The organism is Paenibacillus sp. BIHB 4019, from assembly GCF_002741035.1.
In the GTDB taxonomy this organism is placed as follows: domain Bacteria; phylum Bacillota; class Bacilli; order Paenibacillales; family Paenibacillaceae; genus Pristimantibacillus.
This window is the reverse complement of sequence record NZ_CP016808.1, coordinates 349448-365381: the sequence shown is the minus strand read 5'-3', so window position 1 is coordinate 365381 and position 15934 is coordinate 349448. Positions and strand designations below refer to the sequence as shown.

At 48.5% G+C, this 15934-nt stretch carries 15 protein-coding genes; 13 read left to right on the top strand and 2 right to left on the bottom strand.

The annotated features are described in order from the left end of the window. The first annotated feature begins 14 nt into the window (after positions 1 to 14). The 13 genes from BBD42_RS01650 (at position 15) to BBD42_RS01590 (ending at position 12720) form a co-directional block, all read left to right on the top strand. Complete coding sequence (locus BBD42_RS01650) at positions 15 to 593, top strand: TerD family protein (protein WP_099516722.1); 579 nt, start codon at positions 15 to 17, stop codon at positions 591 to 593. After that, complete coding sequence (locus BBD42_RS01645) at positions 590 to 1960, top strand: TerD family protein (protein WP_099516721.1); 1371 nt, start codon at positions 590 to 592, stop codon at positions 1958 to 1960. The genes BBD42_RS01650 and BBD42_RS01645 overlap by 4 nt, the downstream gene beginning before the upstream one ends. Positions 1961 to 1978: 18 nt before the next feature. Further along, positions 1979 to 2719 carry a TerC family protein gene (locus BBD42_RS01640; protein ID WP_099516720.1) on the top strand — a complete coding sequence of 247 codons (741 nt, stop codon included), beginning with the start codon at positions 1979 to 1981 and terminating at the stop codon, positions 2717 to 2719. A 156-nt stretch (positions 2720 to 2875) separates the two neighbouring features. Further along, positions 2876 to 4081 carry an HpcH/HpaI aldolase/citrate lyase family protein gene (locus BBD42_RS01635; protein WP_099516719.1) on the top strand — a complete coding sequence of 402 codons (1206 nt, stop codon included), beginning with the start codon at positions 2876 to 2878 and terminating at the stop codon, positions 4079 to 4081. Beyond that, complete coding sequence (locus BBD42_RS01630) at positions 4026 to 5459, top strand: phosphoribosyltransferase family protein (RefSeq protein WP_237163328.1); 1434 nt, start codon at positions 4026 to 4028, stop codon at positions 5457 to 5459. Before BBD42_RS01635 ends, BBD42_RS01630 begins: the two co-directional genes overlap by 56 nt. Beyond that, positions 5456 to 6637: a cysteine protease StiP family protein gene (locus tag BBD42_RS01625; protein WP_099516718.1), complete on the top strand. Its 1182-nt coding sequence runs from the start codon at positions 5456 to 5458 to the stop codon at positions 6635 to 6637. The genes BBD42_RS01630 and BBD42_RS01625 overlap by 4 nt, the downstream gene beginning before the upstream one ends. Further along, the gene (locus tag BBD42_RS01620) at positions 6634 to 7485 is read left to right on the top strand and encodes an HAD family hydrolase (protein WP_099516717.1); all 852 of its coding nucleotides are present in this window, start codon (positions 6634 to 6636) and stop codon (positions 7483 to 7485) included. The genes BBD42_RS01625 and BBD42_RS01620 overlap by 4 nt, the downstream gene beginning before the upstream one ends. Next, positions 7482 to 8513, top strand: a complete 1032-nt coding sequence (locus BBD42_RS01615) for an ATP-grasp domain-containing protein (RefSeq protein ID WP_099516716.1) — start codon at positions 7482 to 7484, stop codon at positions 8511 to 8513. The genes BBD42_RS01620 and BBD42_RS01615 overlap by 4 nt, the downstream gene beginning before the upstream one ends. 37 nt (positions 8514 to 8550) lie before the next feature. Then, positions 8551 to 9231: a hypothetical protein gene (locus BBD42_RS01610; RefSeq protein WP_481855958.1), complete on the top strand. Its 681-nt coding sequence runs from the start codon at positions 8551 to 8553 to the stop codon at positions 9229 to 9231. A gap of 39 nt (positions 9232 to 9270) precedes the next feature. Then, the gene (locus BBD42_RS01605; protein WP_099516714.1) at positions 9271 to 10377 is read left to right on the top strand and encodes a toxic anion resistance protein; all 1107 of its coding nucleotides are present in this window, start codon (positions 9271 to 9273) and stop codon (positions 10375 to 10377) included. Positions 10378 to 10752: 375 nt separating this feature from the next. After that, positions 10753 to 11313, top strand: a complete 561-nt coding sequence (locus tag BBD42_RS01600) for a hypothetical protein (protein ID WP_099516713.1) — start codon at positions 10753 to 10755, stop codon at positions 11311 to 11313. 46 nt (positions 11314 to 11359) lie between these two features. Then, complete coding sequence (locus BBD42_RS01595) at positions 11360 to 11986, top strand: RNA polymerase sigma factor (RefSeq protein ID WP_056034011.1); 627 nt, start codon at positions 11360 to 11362, stop codon at positions 11984 to 11986. A 59-nt stretch (positions 11987 to 12045) separates the two neighbouring features. Next, positions 12046 to 12720 carry a TIGR00266 family protein gene (locus tag BBD42_RS01590; protein ID WP_099516712.1) on the top strand — a complete coding sequence of 225 codons (675 nt, stop codon included), beginning with the start codon at positions 12046 to 12048 and terminating at the stop codon, positions 12718 to 12720. Between the two features lie 80 nt (positions 12721 to 12800). Here BBD42_RS01590 and BBD42_RS01585 read toward each other — a convergent pair whose 3' ends face one another. Next, positions 12801 to 13370 carry a glutathione peroxidase gene (locus tag BBD42_RS01585; RefSeq protein WP_099516711.1) on the bottom strand — a complete coding sequence of 190 codons (570 nt, stop codon included), beginning with the start codon at positions 13368 to 13370 and terminating at the stop codon, positions 12801 to 12803. A 102-nt stretch (positions 13371 to 13472) separates the two neighbouring features. Further along, complete coding sequence (locus BBD42_RS01580) at positions 13473 to 15749, bottom strand: helix-turn-helix domain-containing protein (RefSeq protein WP_099516710.1); 2277 nt, start codon at positions 15747 to 15749, stop codon at positions 13473 to 13475. Between the last annotated feature and the right edge of the window lie 185 nt (positions 15750 to 15934).

Below are 15934 nucleotides of genomic sequence, written 5' to 3'. Positions count from 1 at the left end.
AGCGGGGAAATCATATGTCTATTAACTTGTCTAAAGGCCAACGTATTGATCTCACAAAAACAAATCCGGGGTTGACCAAGGTCGTTGTCGGTCTAGGCTGGGATACGAATAAATATGCAGGCGGCAGCGAATTTGACCTTGACGCTTCTGCATTTTTGCTCCATGCTGATGGAAAGGCCAAGGGAGCCGAGGATTTTATTTTCTATAATAATAGAGAAACTTATGGCGGTGCGGTATTCCACACAGGAGACAACCGGACAGGCGAAGGTGAAGGCGACGATGAGCAAGTCATTATCGACTTCAGCAAGGTTCCAGCACATATCGTGCGTATCGGCATAACAGTTACGATTCATGATGCTCCTGTTCGCCAACAAAACTTCGGTCAAGTGAGCAGCGCTTTCGTAAGAGTAGTCAATGAGGCGAATAACAACGAAGTGCTCCGTTTTGACCTTGGCGAAGAATTTTCGACGGAAACGGCAGTTGTATTCTGCGAATTTTACCGTCATGAGAACGATTGGAAGTTCCAGGCGATTGGAAGTGGCTTCGCCGGCGGTCTAGCCGATCTTTGCCGCAATTACGGCCTAGAGGTATGACGGTAGCGCTCGTAAAGGGGCAGAAAGCTGATGTAACCAAGTCTAATCCGGGTTTGACCCGGATTACGGCTGCTCTGGGATGGTCAGCCCCTTCCTCCTTCGAAATCGATACTTCCGCTTTTATGCTAGCTGCAGGCGGCAAGGTGCGAAGCGACAATGATTTGCTGTTTTACGGCAATCCATCGAACGCTTTCTTATCCTATATCGAATCGCCGGGCGGCAATGACCGCAAGCAGTTCAAGATTGATCTTTCCCGTACCGACGCTGCAGTTGAGAAAATCGCCATTACGCTGACCATTTATGATGGGGAAAAACGGAATCAGCAGTTCAGCGGGGTAAACGGCCTATACATACGTTTTCTGAATGAAAGTACGGGCCAGGAAATCATTCGTTATGATCTGCGCGAGCCTTTTTCGGTGGAAAATGCAATTGTTATCGGCGAGCTTTACAGGTACAATCAGGAGTGGAAATTTAATGCAATTGGGGCCGGCTATTCTGGCGGGCTGAAAGACTTATGCGGAAGCTACGGCATTGAAGTGAAGGACGAGCCCAAAGCTCCTGCTGCTCCTACGCCTCCTCCTGCGCCGCCAGTACCGCCTGCACCGCAGACGTCTTCTGCACCACGGAATCCGCTGATTCCGCCAGCGCCTCCTAAACCACAGGAGACGCATGGGTCGCGTATTGTCATTCCGCCAAGGCCTGGCTCTACGCCAGCGCCTGCACCATCTGCTCCTGCTGCGTCGCAGCAGCCGACTTCAGAAGCGCCGAAAATCAATTTTTCCAAAATTGAGCTGAAGAAGAAGGGCGACGTCATTAATTTGACGAAGCAAAACGGCGGCTTGGGCGAAATTTTGGTTAACCTCAATTGGAACCAGAAAGCCGGCGGCGGATTGTTCAAACGTACGGGTATTGATCTTGACCTCGCTTGCATGTATGAGTTGAAAGATGGCAGCAAAGGCGTTATCCAAGCACTTGGCAACAGCTTCGGTTCCCTGAACAGAGCGCCATACGTGATGCTGGATGGCGATGATCGGACAGGCTCAGTGACGACGGGTGAAAATATCCGGATTAACGGAGAGAAAATTAAGGAAATCAAGCGATTGCTCATCTTCACCTTTATTTACAAAGGGGTGACGCGCTGGTCCGAGGCTGATGGAGTCGTTACGCTTAGCCAGCAAGGCGGCCCGGATATTGTCGTTAAGCTGGATGAATACGACAATGGACAGGCGATGTGTGCAATTGCCATGATTACGAATGTGAACAATGAAACGTTCAGCATTGAGCGGATTGTTCGTTATTTTGAAGGGCATCGGAAGCTTGATAGTGCTTTCGATTGGGGTCTCAGCTGGGTTGCAGGAAGCAAATAAAATGGAGGTTAGAATGAAGTGGACTGGCTAACGAATTTTTTTCAAAGCATTGTGGAGAACTACGGACATTTCTTTAATTGGAATGAAGTAGTAAATACCCTCTCCGACCCTGTCAGCTGGGGAATTATAGGAACACTGATTATATTGGAAGGACTTTTGTCCGCCGATAATGCGCTCGTGCTCGCTGTTATGGTTAAGCATTTACCGAAGGAACAGCAAAAGAGAGCGTTGTTTTACGGTATTTTGGGCGCATATATTTTCAGGTTTCTGGCGATTGGCTTTGGAACGTATTTGGTTACGTTCACAGCCGTCAAATTCCTAGGTGCGGCTTATCTCTTGTACATCGCTTATAAAGGATTGTTCAAGGGCGGCGGCGAAGACAGTGTTGAAAACAAAGGGCAATCGTTCTGGAGAACGGTTATCGCTGTAGAATTAATGGATATTGCATTCAGTATCGATAGCGTTATCGCGGCATTTGGCGTCAGCAAGGAAGTATGGGTATTGTTCCTTGGCGGTATTCTCGGCGTTCTGATGATGCGCGGCGTGGCCCAAGTATTCCTCAAGCTGATTGAGAAAATTCCTGAGCTGGAAAAAACGGCATTTTTCCTCATTGCGTTAATCGCAATTAAAATGATTTTAGGGGCCTTCCATATCGAGATCCCACACCTCTACTTCTTTGGCCTAATTGGCCTTCTGTTTGGCGGTACGATCGTACTAAGCCTGATGAAACAAAAGAAGGGTACTTCAAACAGCAACTAGACCATGTTTAAATAGCGGTTTATGCGGGTAATGATCCCTTAATCCCTCCTGGTTAAAGGGGGGATTATTTTTTTATGAGTAGATCGCGTATTTGGCGATCGGGGCCGAGTAATTGGAACAGTGTCGATTACTGGAATGAATCAGGAGGAAACCGGAATGCGATACTTTGATTATTTTACCTGGGAGGAAGAAGAAGCGGTTTTCTTCTCGGCACCTACCCCATTTGATCATACGACGGAGCGGGAACTTCTCGCTTATGCCGTCGGAGCTGCTTTGTATTGTCCGGCTACCCGCCCAACGATTTCCGAAGATATTTTAAACCGCAAGCATGAAGGTTTGACGACGATGGTCATTGACCTGGAGGATGCGGTTGGCGACCATTTGGTGGAGATGGCAGAGGAGTCCCTGCTGCAGCAAATTTTTCGTTTATCCTCTTTTTTGAAAATTGGTTCGTTATCGCGCGATCATCTTCCTCTACTATTTATTCGCATTCGCAGCGCGCAGCAGCTTGCCCGTATGATCGAGCGGCTGGAAGAAAAGATCAGCCTGATTACCGGCTTTATTTTTCCGAAATTTACAACAGCAAATGGCGAAGCCTTTTTTAGTCAAATCGCTGCATTTAACCGTCAGCAAAGTGTTGGCTCGCCGGTGCTTTATGGGCTGCCCATACTAGAAACGCCTGCTATCATTTATCGTGAGACACGCCTGGAGGAATTGCTGGCCATTAAGCAGCTTCTCGATCGTTATCAGCGTTATGTGCTCAATGTGCGTATTGGAGCGACAGACTTCTCCAGCTTATTTGGCCTGCGCCGCAGCAAGACCATGACCATATACGATATTCTTCCTGTTCGCGATTGTATGGCGGATATTATAAATATATTTGGGCGAATGGACGCCTCTTATGTCATCTCGGGACCCGTATGGGAATATTTTTCGAGCAGCAAGCAGGCTCCTGTCCCATCATTGTTTCCTCTACAGCCGGAGCAGCTGTCTGGAAGAGGAGAGCGGTGGCCCCTGCGGCATTCGGCAGCACCGGAAACGGATGGCCTGCTGCGCGAAGTTATGATGGACAAGGAAAACGGCATTATTGGCAAAACGATTATCCACCCGTCGCATATTCGGCCGGTGCAATCGCTCTATGCGGTGACGTATGAAGAATATATTGATGCTCAAAGCATTATTGCCAGCCATAACGGCTATGTCGGCGTACTCAAGAGCGATTATGCCAACAAAATGAATGAAGTGAAACCCCATATGAATTGGGCTAATCGCGTAATTGCAAGATCAAAAATATACGGGGTGCTGCATGAAGAACAACATTTTATCGCCTTACTCGCAAGCCAGGAGCAAGCATACGTATAACATTGTAGATGATCTTAAAGTATCGGTAACGGTAACAGCAAATCCATTCGGCTTATCCCCGGATACGCTGTTTGCCATGGCAGCGCGCATGAACAAGAAGCGGGCCTTTCTGTTTGTCAGCAAAGTGCTGGGCAAGCATCTTCCTGTTAATCCTTATACTTCGCTGCTTAGCGGCGCGGCATTGTCTCTGCTGCTTTATAAAAGGTACGCTGCGGATGAACAGCAGCATGCTCTGGCTAATGAACTGCTGGATGCTGCTATCGAAGGCTTGACTAACCCGGGGCGTTCAGAGCAGGTGTATCATCAAGTGATTGAAGCTAATCTAAAGCTCCCTGAGCAAGCGCTGTTTATCGGTTTTGCAGAAACAGCAACAGCACTTGGGCATAGCATGTATCGCGTGTTCAGTGAGGACTGTACCTATCTTCATACGACTAGAGAGCAGATTCCGGCGATGGAATCGCTCATTAGCTTTGAAGAGGAGCATTCCCACGCGGTTGCACATCGCTGTTACGCTTTAGATACGGCCTTTTTTAACGGTAACGAGCCGATCGTTCTCGTCGATGATGAGCTCACGACTGGTAAAACAGCCTTGAACATAATACGGGATATCCAAAGGCAATTTCCCCGTCAACAATATATAGTAGCATCGCTGCTCGACTGGAGAACTGAAGCGGATGAGCAGCGTTTTGCGGAAGCCGCACAGGAGCTTGGCGTATCGATTGAAGTATTGTCGCTGATGAAAGGCGCAATTAGGGCGGAAGGCAGCTCGCCCGAGCAGGTAGCGGCCAGCGCTCAGACTCAGGCTGAAACACATGCGAGCGGTCGCCTGAATAAAGTGTATTTGGACGAGCTGTTCGAGCTCGCATCCTACAGCTCGGTTGATTCAGCAGGAGCAGTGAATGCTTCGCCTTATGTGGCAGGAACGGGGCGCTTCGGCGTTCGTTCCTGCGAGAATAGGACGCTGGATGCAAGCATTGCAAAGGCTGGGGCCAAGCTGAGAAGCTTTAGAGCGGGTGAGCGTACGTTATGCCTAGGCACAGGCGAGTTTATGTATATACCGATGCGAATAGCGGCGGAGCTGGGGCAAGGTGTAAGCTACCACTCAACGACGAGAAGCCCGGTTCATCCCATTGACAAGCCAGATTATGCGATTAAATCGGGACAAGCGTTTCCATCGCCGGAAGATGAGCAGGTGAGGAACTTTTTTTATAATGTCGGTGCCTTGCAATACGACGATTGCTTTATTTTTGCAGAGCGCGACTGGCCGGAGGATCGTCTTGCTCCATTGCTGTCGGCGCTGCAAGCATGCGGATTCCAGCAAATCAATGTCATTATTTGCGGTCCATCAATGGGCAGTCATAAGGAGGAAAAGGCATGAGCAGAAGCTTGCTTGAACAACGGTTGCAAAAACCGATCGGGGCTCCAAAGCCGCTTGGCAGCTATAAGCCGTCCGACGTCGTTTTTCTATTGAAGGATTTGAGTGATGTGCAGCTGGAGCGGGGAACCGAGGATCGCGAGGAAGCGATCCAATCCGGTGTGCATTATTCGGAAATGCTGCCTGTAGAATACCAGCCGACGCCGGAATACATCCAGCTGTTTCACCAGACATTGACGGAATCGGCAAAGCGGGTAGCACTGGCTGCTGGCATCGTAGCCGAACAGGTAGTAGCGCGCAGCGGCAAGCAGACGGTGCTCGTTTCTTTAGCGAGAGCGGGGACGCCAATTGGCATTCTGATGAAGCGCTACATAGCAGAGCGATGCGGGCTTGATGTGCCGCACTACAGCATCTCGATCATTCGCGGCAAGGGCATTGATGAAAATGCGCTGCTTTATATTTTGCAGCAGCATGGCCCGGAGGCAAAGCTTCAATTCGTGGATGGCTGGACAGGCAAAGGCGCCATTACTCAAGTGCTGATTGAAGCTTGCAACACATTCAAGCAGAAGTACGGCACCCAGCTGGATGCGGAGCTTGCGGTACTGGCAGATCCTGCCTGCAGCTCAAGCATATTCGGCACCCGCGAAGATTTCCTCATTCCGAGTGCTTGCCTTAATTCTACCGTGTCCGGGCTGATGAGCCGCACGGTACTTCGCGGCGATATCATTGGGCCGGATGATTTTCACGGGGCGAAGTTTTATAAGGAATGGATGAAGGATGATTTGTCGAATCATTTCATCGATACGGTATCCGCGTATTTCAGCCAAATCTCACAGCAGGCGAAGCAGGAAGCTGTGAAGCTGATGAACGAGAAGGCTGAGGTAACTTGGCAGGGGCTGAAGGATATTAAAGCGATTCAAAAACTTTACGGCATCGAGGATATTAATTTGGTGAAGCCGGGCGTTGGAGAGACGACACGGGTGCTGCTGCGGCGCGTGCCTTGGAAGATTCTCGTGGACCGCTTGGACAACCAGGGGCTTCAGCATATTTTGCTGCTGGCCAGCGATCGCGGCGTTCCAGTGGAAGTATTTCCTGAACTGACGTATTCCTGCTGCGGCATTATTAAACCGAAAAATAAAAAGGCGGATATTGCTGCTTCTGCCGAGGAGGAAGCTGTATGATTTTCGCCAGTGATCTTGATCAGACGCTCATTTATTCCACGAGATCGATGGGACTGGATGGCGCGGAGGGCTCGGGGCTCGTGATGCCCGCAGAAACGAAGGATGGTCAAGTGCTGTCGTATTTTTTGACGGAAATGTTGCCGCTGCTGCAAGCTATTGCACAGGAGGTTCATTTTATTCCAGTGACGACCCGGACGATGGAGCAGTACAACCGAATTGAGCTGTTCCGCGACCATATAGCGCCAACCTATGCGATCACGAGCAATGGCGGCAATATTTTGGTAAATGGCGTAAGGAATGAAGAATGGAGCGCGCATATCCAGACGCTTATTGCGGCTAGTGCGGCTCCGGCGTCGGAAATTAAAGCGATCTTCGATGAGGTGGCGAGCACGGATTGGATTCATGGCGAGCGTTATTGCGATGAGCTTTTTTTCGCCTACGTCATTGATCGCGAGCGGATGCCAACCGAGCAGGTGAGCCGGGCTGTGGAACGAATTACGGCGCTTGGCTGGAAAGTGTCGGTACAAGGACGCAAAATTTATCTCGTGCCAAATGAGGTGAGCAAAAGCGCGGCGCTCTTGCATTTGAAGCAGCAGCTTGGAGCGACGGTCGTTGCTGCCTCCGGCGATTCCTTGCTGGACCAGTGCCTGCTAGACGCGGCAAGTCATGCGATTGCCCCAAGGCACGGCGAGCTGTTTCGCCAGGAGCAGCGCGAGCCGGGAAATTTGGCTTACACGTTTACAACGCATTCGGGCATTATGGCTTCGCAGCAAATTTTGGACTTTGTGTCCACCGTCATGGCTGAATTTAAGACAGCAGCAGCAGTCGAAAGGAAGGCAAACGTATGAGCAACGTAACAAAAGTATGGTTCAACCGCTGGTTTTCGGTCGCTTATCATTATATGAATGCGATTCGTAACAATAGCGACGGAGCAGCCTTTGAGCTGTACGGCACGCATTCCGATCCGAAGCATATGTCGCTGCAAGCTTGCGATGTGGCGGAGGTTGAGCCTTCTGTCAAAGGCGAGGCTTATGTTGATTTTTGCATTGATTTCTGTTTAAGGTATAAAATAGATGTGTTCGTCCCAAGACTGAATATGCTGGATATAGTGAAGAGCATCAAGCGTTTTGATGAAATAGGCGTTAAAGTCGTCGCTATCCAGGATGAGGAGCTGCTCGGCAAGCTGATGGTCAAGGATCAGTTTTATGAATCGGTGAGCGAGAGCGGCATTATGGTCATTCCTGATTATCATGTGGTTTCAACGGCAGAGCAGTTTAAGGCGGCCTATGACGATTTGGTATCCAAGGGGCATCGCGTCTGCTTTAAACCAACGGATGGCGAAGGTGGACAAGGCTTCCGCATCATTGACAATGAGCGCGACAAGCTGGCGGATTTGTTCGGCTCGGTTTCACGCGCGCTGCCGTTTGAAGAGGTGTACCGTACCTTATCGACTGTCCCGCAGTTTGGAGATTTGATGGTGATGGAGCTGCTTGACGGGTTTGAATACAGCATCGATTGCCTAGCTGCGCCGAACGGCGAGCTGCTTGCTGCAGTTCCGCGCCGCAAAGCCGGCGGGCGTCTGCGCCTGCTCGACAATGTGCCAGAATTACTGGAAATTGCCCAAAGGGTTTCAGAAACGTACAAAATCCCTTACAATTATAATATACAAATGAAATATAAAAATGGAGTGCCCAAGCTTCTGGAGATTAATCCGCGGATGTCTGGCGGTCTCCATGTTTCCTGTCTGAGCGGCATCAACTTTCCTTATCTGGCGGTCAAGCTGGCGCTTGGAGGAGAGGTGGACAAGCTGACGCCTGAGTATGGCGTACTGGCGAGCCACGTTGAGCAGCCGATGCGAATGACAGCATTCGAATAGAAGCGAGTGGCACAGCAGGTTGGAGGGTGAGAGAGTGATTCAAAAACGCTCGATTATCGGAGCGGCAATCGGACTTGTTATTGCCGCTGCAACAAGCTGGCTGCTGCCAGAATTTATTACAGTGCTTATTCCAGTCGCAGCTACACTCGTGGGTGTCGTGCTCGATGAGAAGCGGCTGCTGCGCAAAACCAATATTATCGATGCAATTCCGTCGCCAGCCCGTGCTTCTTCTGAGCCTGGGCAGCTGCCAGAAGCTGTGCAGCCTTCTTCCTCTGGCGGAGGCGGGGCATTTGCATCTGCACCAGCACCGGCGATTAGCCCGATATTTGATCCCGTGCTGGAGTATTTGGAAGTGCTGGAGGATATGGTTATATCCGAAGGGCAGAAAAATACGCTGGACAATGAAATTGTGGAAAAGTCCTGTTCGCTTTTTCTCCGTTTGCACCGAGTATTGCCGCTCCTGACTGAACTGAATAATGATGAAATTAATCATACGGTCAGACGGCTGGTGCTCAAGGAGCTGAACAGCGTCATCAATCCTTTCTTAAGGCTGAGCGGCGATGCCAAAACGAAAAACCGCCGCATTTTGCTAAATGGCCTGAGAGATATTAATACCAAAATTTCTGAAATTGTTGCAACGATTGAACACAAGGATTTGATGGAGCTGCAAACCAAGGCGGAGGTTATTCACAAACGCTACAACTACTCGGAGTTTTAATGGCCTATTAGATTGAAAATCCGTGGGGAGGGAACTTAAGTGTCCATACAAACGATTCAATTGAAAAAAGAAGACGAGCAGAAGGCCGTCCAGGAAGCGGCCGTCATTATTCAGAAGGTAGCGCAGGCCGATACGCTCTCACTCGATGGCTTAATGGACGAGATGGGCAAGCTGGGCGCCAAGACGCAGGAGCGTGCGGGCGCGACACTTAAGCAGCTGGAACGTCCGGTCGCCACCCTCATGTCAGGCGGGTCCAGCCAAGTATCGAATCTGATTTTGTCGCTGCGTAATGAATGCGAATCTTTGCAGCAAAGTAAAAACGTCGGCTTTATCGGCAAGCTGATCCGCAAGTCCCCTGTGAAAAATTACGTTTATAAATATCAGTCCGTGCGGACGAATATTGATGCGATTGTACAGGGGCTGCGTGACGGCAAGGATGGCCTTGAGGAGAGCATTGTGAATATGCGTACGCTCAAGCGCAGCTCGCTTGAGGAAATTTATTCGCTGCAAGAGAAGATCGCCATGGGCAACAAGCTCAAGGAGTTATTCGAAACGGAAATTGCCAAGCCGGAAAATGAACAACGCAAAACGTATCTGGAGCGCGGCTTGCGTAAAGTCGTCACCCGCATCCAGTCGATGACCGAGGATATATTGCTGTTCAATCAGGCAGTTGCTGCGACGGACATCGTCAATGACAACAGCGACAAGCTGATTGATGCGGTCAACAACAGCATTTATAAAGCGTCTAATCTGATTACGGTTTCGGCAATGATCACGCTCGCTATTGAGGATCAGTTAAAAATCGCAAATGCAGTCGAGAGTGTAAACAGCACGATTGAAGACCAGTTCAAGCGCAATGCTGAGCTGCTCAAAACGTCAACGGAAAAGTCGGCGGAGCTGCTCAAAAAACCAGCGATGTCGCTGGAGGCTGTCAACACGGCGATTGCCGACCTGATTACAGCGCTCGACACATCGGAGAAATCCAATCGCGACATTATCGCGACCTGCAAAACCCATACGGAGAAGCTGGCACAAATTAACCAAAGCATGTCGAAGCGTCTAGGCTTGGATACAGGCGGACAATCGCAAGCGGCCATTAGCAGCGGAGCTGCTGGCGGAAACGATATAGACAGGCTGCTCAGCTAAATATAGCAGGAGGCTCGTTCTATTTTAGCAAGGACACACATAGATGGCGCCACTCATTCATAGGCTTAACAAAAGCGATGGAATGAGAGGATGGTTGTCTTTGATTGCAGTAGGCACGCTCGGCTTATTGATTGTAACGTTGATTATCGTTGCCACCAGCGAACGGGTAGAGGCCATTTTAGAGCAGCATAACCAATTATAATCGTGGGCAGGGCCGTATTTTCTGTAGTACAGGAAGATGCGGCCATTGTTATCGTTCTATGGAAAACGAGAATAGAGTCGAATTTTATATAATATTAGCGTAATGGCGGATCATTTGGTAAAATTGACTTATCGGAAGAATTCGGGCCTGCTGCTCGTATGGAGGGAACGATAATGTTGGATTTTTCATTTGAAATGCTGGATGAACATACAATAAACGTAGAATACGTTTTTGGCAGCGAGAAATTTATATTTAATTTATTTTATTCGAATGATAATTGGACCATTCATCCCTTCGATGGCATCTTACTTAAAAATCGAGATTTGTGTCGCAGCGTTATGAGCGATTTATTTCAAAACAAGTCGTTCCAAATCATGCTCGCGAAAGAAAATATTATTTTATCGTCGATTCGTTCCTCGGTTAATCTGAATCCTTACGAGGAAGAGGAGCCTATGCCGGAGCCGGAGAGGCTGCGCGGTGAGCGTTACGGCGGTGATAGGGGCGGCGGCCGCGCGGAGCGAAGCGAGCTGGATGATTTCATTAACAGCCATACACTGGATGAAATTTTGGAGCTGGAACGCAGCTTCATTGAAGAGCGGACAACCCTTTTCAAATCGGTGCTGCAGAAAATGTTTATGGATGGCCTTGGGCCGGGAGACAGTGAATTTAATCAAATTCAGGAGCTTGTGAAGGCGTATAAGAGGGCGGGCGAGGATATCGCCAAAATTCGGTAATGCCAATGTTAAAGTCTATTATCCTATTTAAGTTTGGAGAGAAATTATGGATGCTTCCCAGTTAGCGGTTCGGATCAAAGAGAAGGACCCGTTGGTTTTCGCGGAAATTACAAAGGTCTATTATGATAGGCTGTTTTCAACTGCTTATAGGATGCTTGGCAGCCGTCAGGAAAGCGAAGATGTTCTGCAAGAGACGTTTATTCGCCTTTTGACGAATATCGATAAGTTCGACCCTTCGAAAAACTTCACGACCTGGATTTTTCAAATTACGATTAATTTATGTATTGATACGCTCAGAAAACGCAAGACGCGCCGAAGCGTCTCTTTGGATGCAGAGCCGGATTACTTTATGTCGCAATGGCCGCTCAAGGAAACGCTGCCGAGCTTGGATAAAGGGCCTGAGCATGTGTATTTGGAGCAGGAGCTGTCCGAGGAGCTATCCGAAGTGATGAAGGGACTGTCTGACAAGGATCGGGAGCTGGTTGTGAAGCGATATTTTTACGATATGTCGCTTGATGAAATTAGCCAAGAAACACAGGTTCCTGTCGGCACCATTAAGTCACGGTTATTTCGCGTGCGTCAGCTATTGAAGAAAAAATGGAGCATACTAAATTTGCGTGGTGCTTCCTTGAAGTTTCTTAGCAGCATGATGATGAGTGGACCGCTTTTTTAGAAAGCGGCCCAACATCGGCAAGCTTGAGGCAGTACGAATGATCGGAGGAATATATTGAAATGAGACATGAAATTTTATATCGCGGCGCTTTTCCCTTATTGAAGGTGCAGTTGGAGCGCGGCGAGACGATTAAAGCAGAGTCGGGTGCGATGGTATCGATGTCGCCAAACCTTGAGCTGAAAGGTACGCTCGATGGCGGCATTATGCGCGGCCTTGGACGGATGCTGAGCGGCGAGAAGTTTTTCTTTCAAGAGCTGTCTGCCACACGGGGCCCAGGCGAAGCCTTGCTTGCTTCTGCAGCGATTGGCGATATTGAATCGATTGAGCTTGATGGGTCGTACAAGCTGTATGTGCAGAAGGATGGTTTCTTGGCTGGGACGCCGGGTATTGAGGTTAACACGAAGATGCAAAACCTGGCGAAAGGTTTCTTGTCAGGCGAAGGTTTCTTTATCGTTGAAATTAGCGGCAAAGGAACGGTGTTTCTTTCCTCCTACGGCACGATTCATGCCGTGCAGCTTGCTGCAGGCGAGGAAGTTATCATTGATAACGGACATCTGGTTGCATGGCCTGATTATATGGATTACCGGATCGAGAAGGCTGCTAACGGCTGGTTATCCAGCATTACAAGTGGCGAAGGCGTTGTGTGCCGATTCCGTGGCGAAGGCGTCGTCTTGATTCAAACGAGAAATCCGAAAAGCTTCGGCGGCTGGATTAATCAGTTTATTCCAAAGTGATCAAACGATGGTACATAGACGGATCGGCTCGAAGGTCGAAGGATTGTGAAAAAGCAAGGCATTTAGCTCGGATGGACGAGCTAAATGCCTTGCTTTTCATTTTTTTTAAGCAAAGCACTTATCGCTGAATCAAGCTCATGCGGTAGTACAGTCGGCTCAAAACGGCCTGCGACTCGACCGCTGCGATCAATGAGAAACTTGGAGAAATTCCACTTAATTCCATCTCCAGCATGCAGATCGGGGTATTTTTCACGTAAAAACTGGTCCAGCCACTTGCCGTTCGGGGTTTGCATATCAAATCCGTGAAACGGAGCTTCACTCACTAAATAGTGAAATAAAGGATGAGCCGTTTCGCCTCGAACGTCCACCTTGCTGAGCATTTGAAACGTAATGCCAAAGTTTTGTTGGCAATAGGCTTTTACTTCAGCATCGCTGCCTGGTTCTTTGTCATTAAATTGATTGCAGGGGAAAGCCAGTATCTTGAGTCCCTGTTGGTGATGGGTTTCGTAAAGCTGCTGGAGCGCGGCAAATTGGCTGGAATAACCGCATTTACTCGCCGTATTAACAATGAGGACAACCTTCCCCTGATAGGCTGACCAATCCAACCAATCTCCGTTTATCGTTTTAACTTGAAAGTCATAGATGGACAAGTTGCTCGCTCCCTTCGGCGCTATACAACCCATCATAGGATAAATTCACTTATTGGTCTAATATATAATGGAGATAAAGTTTATAGTTTTCGCCTATGCCGCTCAGCCATGCTGGGCGAGTCTTGTTTTGCGATAGTCGGCGGGGGTGACGCCGAAGCTTTTCTTGAACATGCGATGGAAATAAGAGCTGCTCGTATAGCCGCTTTTGTCGGCGATATCGACGACGGACCAATCCGTATTTTCCAAATAATCTTTGGCATGCTCCAGCCGCACCTGATTAATGACGTCGACGACAGCGGTCAGCGTCTGCTGCTTGTAAACCCGGCTAATATAGATGGAGGACATATCCAGCTCCTCAGCAATCCAATTCAAGCATAGATTGGAGTTCGCGAAGTCGCGCTCAATCAGCTCATTGATTTTACGAATGAGATCGCTTTGCTTAACCGTACGTTTCTCCATAAGCCTAGCCTGAATATCATCAAATAAGGTGAAAAATAAGGCGTTCATTTCCTCCACCGTCTCGAATTTATCGAGTGATGGAATGTTCGTATTCAGCCCGGTTTCGACCTCTAGACTGTTATTTTTATGAATGGTGTACAAAATCGTATTGACCGTCATTGTTAAATGCGAGATAGCGAGCTGCACGACGTGAATCGGATAGTCAGCCGTCTCCTCTACAATAGAGGCGAAAATCTGCTTGGCATCGACATTTTTGGAAGCCATCAGCGCATCGGTCAGTTTTTTCTCCTTATCGACGGGGAATTTATATTCCTTCGCTTTCAGCTCCATAATCTGTTGCGAATAGATCAAGCAGCCCTGCCCATAAAATAAGCGGTGCAGCGAAGCTTCCTTCACCTGCTTATAGAGGGAGGCTAGCTGCTGAGGCTGGTTCGCCTCCGGGCTGTACGTCATAGAAATGCCTATCCGCAAATATTCCAGGCTCGAATGCTGAATTTGCAGCAGCATCGTCCGCAGCAGCTCATCATCCGGCTGCTCCGTCGATTCGAGGCGCCCAAGCATGAGCACAACGCTGTCTTCATTCATATCAACCGTTTCGACGCGGTAATGCTTCAGCCCAATTTCCCAGCTAATGTTCATAATGGCAAATTTATAAGCGAGCAGATCATTGCCCCGCGTTTCCCTGAGCGCTTCTAGGTCATCAATTTTAATTAATACGACGCGGTAATGGTTTGTGAAATCAAACGTAATGCCGCTTTGCTCAAGCTTGTCGAGCTGGGTTTTCGTCTGCAACTGCTGCGCGCCTTCCAGCAAGTTGCGTAAAATATTTTGTCTAATCGTATAGGAGCTGTTGCGCCGCTCTGTTTCGAGCATATTCATTTTATCCATAATATGATGGATCGGGCGGTAGAGCATACGTGACAGCAGCCAGGAAATAAGCAGGCCGATAGCCAAAATCGCGGCGGCAATAGCAAGCGTCGTATTGCGAATGGCACTTACTTTTCCTGTAATTTCTCCATAAGGCGTGACGCGAACATATTGCCATTCGAGCGCATCCGAGGACGTATAGGAAATGAGCGATTTTTGTCCGTCAAATCGCGCCACAATATAACCCGGCTGCTGTTGTCCGAAAATTTGCGATAAAAGCATATCATTATCTTGCTTATTCAACGATTTGGGGGCGAGTGTATCGCGCGAAAGCATGCGCTGGCGATCATCGATAATAAACGATTTGCCGAGTGACTCGCTCGCGACGCTTCCAATATCTTTATTAATCCACGACGATGAAATATTGACGATGACTGCCGAGTTAATCGTTTGATTTTTACCGACCGCATCATAGCCTAAATAAGTATATACATGATGTACGGGTGACGGCTGTCCAGGCAATACTGGACTGTCTGCATCCTCTGGCACATAGGAGCGTGGAATCGGCGTAAACGGCTTATACGTCTGGAAATCGTCTAACGTCTGTAAAATGCCTTTATCGGAAATTTCCTCCTTGGTAAAAATCCCGCTTTGCCCCGAACGATTGGCAATGTAAAATTGATTGTTGGCTGAATTGTATACATATATCGACTCAATAAACGGCATGGAGCTCAAGTAATTGGTCAAGTCATTCATTGCTGCCGTCACATCATAAATATTAGGCTTCGTATAAAAAAGCAGCTTGGAAATCGTAAACGTCCGGTACAGCTGGAAGGTGAGCGACTGGGCGCTCTCCGTCATGCTATTCACTTCATGGCTCGTTCGGGTCAGGCTGCTGACGTCGGATAAATAGGCCTGCTTTAGATCCAGTCTTGTATAAGCAAGGTAATAGAAGAAGGACGAAATAAGCAGCGTCAATACGATACATAATGTAATGCTGAGCAGAAACCTGCTGTAGAGCTTTCCGTTATTTTTCCATGCGTTTGCTTTCATAGCTGTCCCCCTCTTTTCTTAGTAAGCGCTTACTTTTTATAAGTCTCTAATTGGTTTAGATATCGGTTGCCTGATTATGCGCATATGTCAGTTTGTTCACCTGATCCCTCATGCATCTCTGTTCATATTATAAACTTCACTTTGCCAACCGTACAATGTATTCTATGCATAAAATTGAACGACCT